This window comes from Sutterella sp. KLE1602, from assembly GCF_001578585.1.
GTDB lineage: Bacteria > Pseudomonadota > Gammaproteobacteria > Burkholderiales > Burkholderiaceae_F > Sutterella > Sutterella wadsworthensis_A.
Genome location: NZ_KQ968513.1, coordinates 1 through 5,038 on the forward strand (window position 1 = coordinate 1; position 5,038 = coordinate 5,038).

At 58.1% G+C, this 5,038-nt stretch carries 3 protein-coding genes; all 3 read left to right on the forward strand.

Annotated features, from left to right (window positions below; all coding sequences use genetic code 11):
- Positions 1-568: 568 nt before the first annotated feature.
- Positions 569-2,128: a DUF262 domain-containing protein gene (locus HMPREF3036_RS03560; protein ID WP_197457930.1), complete on the forward strand. Its 1,560-nt coding sequence runs from the start codon at positions 569-571 to the stop codon at positions 2,126-2,128.
- Between the two features lie 9 nt (positions 2,129-2,137).
- Entirely contained in the window at positions 2,138-4,204 is a 2,067-nt protein-coding gene (locus tag HMPREF3036_RS03565; RefSeq protein WP_062331622.1) for a GmrSD restriction endonuclease domain-containing protein, read from the forward strand.
- Between the two features lie 158 nt (positions 4,205-4,362).
- On the forward strand, positions 4,363-5,038 hold a 676-nt coding region (locus HMPREF3036_RS03570; protein WP_156469733.1), incomplete at its 3' end, for a DUF262 domain-containing protein.

Consider the following 5,038-nt stretch of genomic DNA (forward strand, 5'->3'; position numbering starts at 1 on the left):
GCTCAATTGACCATTAAACAACTCTTCCATAGCGTTACAAGATCGTAAACGTCAACACGATAGAACCATACTATTTTGATGGCAAAAAAACACCATTTTTTGACGTTGCAAAGAAAAACCGAACGGAACAATTTTGTTCAATTCGGCTTGGGAACAGGGGTTTTTGAAGAGCTTCCCCAACGAAATTTGGGTGCTGATTGATCAGGATGACTGGCCGGCTTCGCATGTTGAATCATTGAAAGAAGGAAAGGGCATTCGTCAGGCCGTGGAGGCGCGGCACCAGTCCCATGTGCTAAACGAAGCGAGACACGCTTCGGACGGAAAGGCTCCGCACGAGGTCAGGAAGGTTGAGGAGAGGCAGTGAGCGGCAGGCGCCTTTCTTCCTGTCGTGTCATTGCTTTGCCTTCGTATAATTTCCTTTTCATGGGCCTGCATTGCGTGGGCCCCGTATTGAGAAGGAAACGGAGCCTTGATTGAGCCGACCGATTCAGAACAAAAGGAAAGATCCGTCGCCGTGACGCTCGGCGAGGTGCTTGCCGGACTTCATGGCATGGCGGAAATACCGGGAATGCCTGATTTGGCGGAAATGCCGCCTGATGGCTTCACGTTTCAGATCCCGCCGTGCCAGCGCCCTTATTGCTGGAAACTCTCCGACATTGAGCACGTGCTCGCCGACGTAGCCGACATGAGGTCCGCTGAATCGACGACGCTCTGGTACTTCGGGCCGATCTGCTTCAGGCGTGACAAGGACGTCATGCAGATCTACGACGGCCAGCAGCGTCTCACATCGATGCTTCTCGTGGTCTCGGTGCTGGCCGAACGCCTTCAGGCGGACGGTGCAAACCTCGGACTTTCAGAAGAACAGGCCGAAAGGCTGCGAAGCGCCGCCGAAGGCGCCGCACGGTTCAGCTACGAGCGTCCCGCTACGGTTGATGCCATCATGCTCATGGCAGAGCGTTTGCGCAACAGGTTCGGCGTCAACAGGACAGCGGAGGCAGCTCAGTTTGACGTGAGAGAGGATGCGAAACGCGTCGTCTGGATGCTCGATCACGTCTTCTTCAGCGCCACCGTTTTGCGCAGCGACATCGAGGCCGCACAGTATTTTCAGGGCGAAAACAACCGTGGTGCATCGATGCAGCTCGTCGACCTCGTCAAGTCGCTGAACCTCAGGTTTGTGCCTGAGGCTGATCTCGAAAAGTATGCGGCTCTCTGGACGAATCTGGCCGAACAAAGAACGCGGGGTACTTTTCAGGGAAGCGATGCCGTCGAGCGCGTGTTGCTTCCGTCCATGCTCATTGTCCGCGGGCTCTGGACGTTCGAGGCCGAGGCGAATGATGCCGACGACTACAGGCACTTCATCAGCGGCCGCGGCGATTTTGCAAGGAAAAGGATTTCGGACTCAAGGGCCGGTACTCAGGGCGAGGCCACGTTTCCGACGCTTTCCTCGATGCCGCGCACGGGTGTTCCGTTCTTCAGGACACTTGTCTGGAGCGCGGTTCTGCTTGCTGCCGTGAGGCGGACGCTCGACACTGAGGCAGATGATTATCAGCAGTACATCACGGGCCAGGAACTCGAGCCTCTGCTCTGCAACGGACTTGTTTACTGGGCCGACGCCTTCATGACCGACGCCGACGGCAGCATGCCGAATCGTTTCGAAGCCTTCATGGCGTCGGCACTCGAGGATCCTTCGCAGGTGAATCCCGACCTCCTCGCCGAGGCGGACATCGTCAAGGAGTGTGCCGCTCGTCTTGCGCGCGATCCCGCCTATGAAGGATGGCGCGAAGCGCTCCTTCTCGTGATGGAGACGTTGAGACTGTTGTGGGAGAGGCTCGACTGGCGCCGCATCGTCAGGGCGCTTGCGCTTGAAAGGACCGGCGAATGCCTGCTGCTCGTGCCGTATGCCTGCGGCCGGGCGGAGGAGACGGTTGCGGAGCTCTTCAGGCGAGTCCGATATCGCCCGTCGTCGATGACAGGTCCGAACGGGCACAACGGGGACAACGAGGAGAGCAAGAAGGAAAAGAAGAATCATGCGCACCAAGTGAGCAAGGCAAGCAAGATGGTTGTATTTGATCTGTATGAGGCCTGCGGGAGTCGTTCCGAAAGCATCGCCGCCGTGTTCAATTCGTAGGAGTTTTTGATGATGAAGGAAAACACTTTTGCCGTTAGCCTCACCTTGGAGGACCTCAAGCGCCGTCGTCTTGTGATTCCGTGCTTCCAGCGTCCATACCGCTGGACCAGAGATGAGGCCGCAGTCCTCTTCGACGATCTCATGGCTTTTCAAGAGGTCGCGAAGCTCGATTCGTCGATCCGCTATTCGCTCGGCACGATCGTGACGGCAAGGCTCGATCCCAGGGGCGAAGAACTCTTCGTTCTTGATGGGCAGCAGCGACTGACGACGGTCGCGCTTCTCGAGAACGTACTTGAGAGCCATCTTGACAAAGAGATGGCTGACGAGAAGGCGCCGCTTCCGCCGAAGTGGCTTTCCTACAGGAATCTGCCTGAGGGAGCGTCATTCCCTGGCAGGTGGAAGAAGGCGGGACGGAAAGAGGTTTTTGATTCCAACGGCGTAAGAGACGCCTTTGAGGAAAGGCTGTCGATGTCCAAGGACGATTCGGTGGGGCTGGATCCCGAGCGCGTTCTCGAACTGCTTCGCAACCGCGTCTTCTTCAATCTCGCTGAGGTGCCGCTGGAGTCTCTTGCGCAGACGAATGATCAGGAGGTGCACATTGAGGCTGCCATGATGTTCGAGAACGTCAACGTCCGTGGCGTGCCGCTCACCGACGCCGACATTCTCAAGGCGCAGCTTGTCGAGAGAATGGATCCCGACGATGCGGACTTCTACGATCAGACATGGAGCGCGGTCCTGAAGGCGCTCGCTCTGAACTCCGTCGAGGCCCTGCCGGATCTTTCGAAAATCGAGGTCAAGGCGGTGAGCACCACCCATGGCGGCCCGCTGTCAGACATCCTGAAGCGATCCCGCGGGCAGAAGGTCCGCGTGCTTGCGGGCACTGGTTCGGATGAAGGGAAGGGGGGACGTAGTTCTTCGACACATGCGGCGCTCGATGCGACGATGCTGCTTGTCACCGCCCGCGTGCTGTGGAAGGCTTTGGTGAATCAGGACGTCGACGACTACCTGACGCGCGAGAAGTTCCAGCTCCGCTTCAAGCCTCTTCTTGACAAGGATGAAGCCCGACGTTGTGGGAACGCCTGGCAGTTCCTGCACCTGATGCTTGTCACCGCTCGCTTTGTGCTCGAATGGTGTCCGAAGTCGGGCAGCGAGGGCTTGTCCTTCGACAATGAGACAAACGCAAAGCTTCTCGGCGATGTCGGCGTGGAGCTTCTCGAGACGCTTATGGCCGAATCCGGCGGCGCCACGGGCCGATACTGGATCGTCCTCGGCGTGCTGCTTTATCGCAACGCCATCGTGAAGAACGGCGGGCGCGGGATTGAGGACGTGACGTCAAGAAACGAGCTGAAGCAGGCTGCGCATGCTCTCAAGCCGGGCGCAAACAAGGGCTTCGCAAAGGATCTCGTCGATCGTCTCAAGGCGTGGGGTGCCCGCCTCGCATTCGAAAAGGGGATCGTCCCCTCCGTGGAACTGGCCTCTCAAATGGCGAACGAGGAGCCGCAGCCTCTTCCGGACAACTCTTCGACGGAGCACTGGCTCTATCCCGGCCGCCGTTATCTATTCTGGACGGACTGGCTCATCCGGTGCGACCGCAGACAGAATTTCGATGTGATGAAGAAGGTCTTCGCCGATTTGTCGACCAAGTTCTTCGAAGATCCCAATTCACAGGTCAAGTTCTTCAAAGATCTCGGGGACAGGATTGAAAAGAGCCGCATCACCTTCAGTGGTCAGGTTGAACACTGGGTCCCGCAGGCTGACGACAGGGCATCCCGCCTTCTCGCCGGGGAAGCCCGTCATCTCGATGAAGAACCTCGCCAGATTGATATTTTTGGGAATCTCGCCCTCATCGACGCCTCGCTCAACAGCAAACTCACCCGTTGCGGCAGTAAGAAGAAGGCCGAAATCGTCAAGCAAGCCGGCGGCAACCTGAGCGTGAAACTTCTGTGGCTCACCTGCTGGTCGGAGCTGTGCCAAGGGGATCTGGACATGACGAAGGACCTGCCCGTCCTCAACGCGGCCTGGAACCAGTTCGCACTGGAGGCAACACGGAAATACGCCGCCAAAGCAGGCCAGTGATTAAGCTGTGAACGGTACCGCATGCGGTGAGGAAGGTTGAGGAGAGGCAGTGAGCGGCAGGCGCCTTTCTTCCTGTCGTGTCATTGCTTTGCCTTCGTATAATTTCCTTTTCATGGGCCTGCATTGCGTGGGCCCCGTATTGAGAAGGGAACGGAGCCTTGACTGAGCCTACTGATGCCGAACATGGGGAAAGGTCCATCGCCGTGACGCTCGGCGAGGTGCTTGCCGGACTTCAGGGCATGGCGGAAATTCCGGGAATGCCTGAATTGGCGGAAATGCCGCCTGCGGGCTTCACGTTTCAGATCCCGCCGTGCCAGAGGCCGTACTGCTGGAAGCTCTCCGACATTGAGCACGTGCTCGCCGACGTGGCCGACATGAGGTCATCAGAATCGACGACGCCCTGGTACTTCGGGCCGATCTGCTTCAGGCGTGACCAGAATGTCATGCAGATCTACGACGGCCAGCAGCGTCTCACATCGATGCTTCTCGTGGTCTCGGTGCTGGCCGAACGCCTTCAGGCGGACGGTGCAAACCTCGGACTTTCAGAAGAACAGGCCGAAAGGCTGCGAAGCGCCGCCGAAGGCGCCGCACGGTTCAGCTACGATCGTCCCGCTACGGTCGATGCCATCATGCTCATGACAGAGCGCCTGCGCAACAGGTTCGGCCTCAACAGGAAGGCGGGTGCAGGCCAGCTTGACGTGAGAGCGGATGCGCAACGCGTCGTCTGGATGCTCGACCATGTCTTTTTCAGCGCCACCGTTTTGCGAAGCGACATTGAGGCCGCACAGTATTTCCAGGGTGAAAACAACCGTGGTGCATCGATGCAGCTCGTCG

Excerpts from the sequence above, each read along its gene's own strand:
- HMPREF3036_RS03560 (WP_197457930.1), top strand. The coding sequence starts at position 569 with ATGCCTGATTTGGCGGAAATGCCGCCTGATGGCTTCACGTTTCAGATC.
- HMPREF3036_RS03565 (WP_062331622.1), top strand. The coding sequence starts at position 2,138 with ATGATGAAGGAAAACACTTTTGCCGTTAGCCTCACCTTGGAGGACCTC.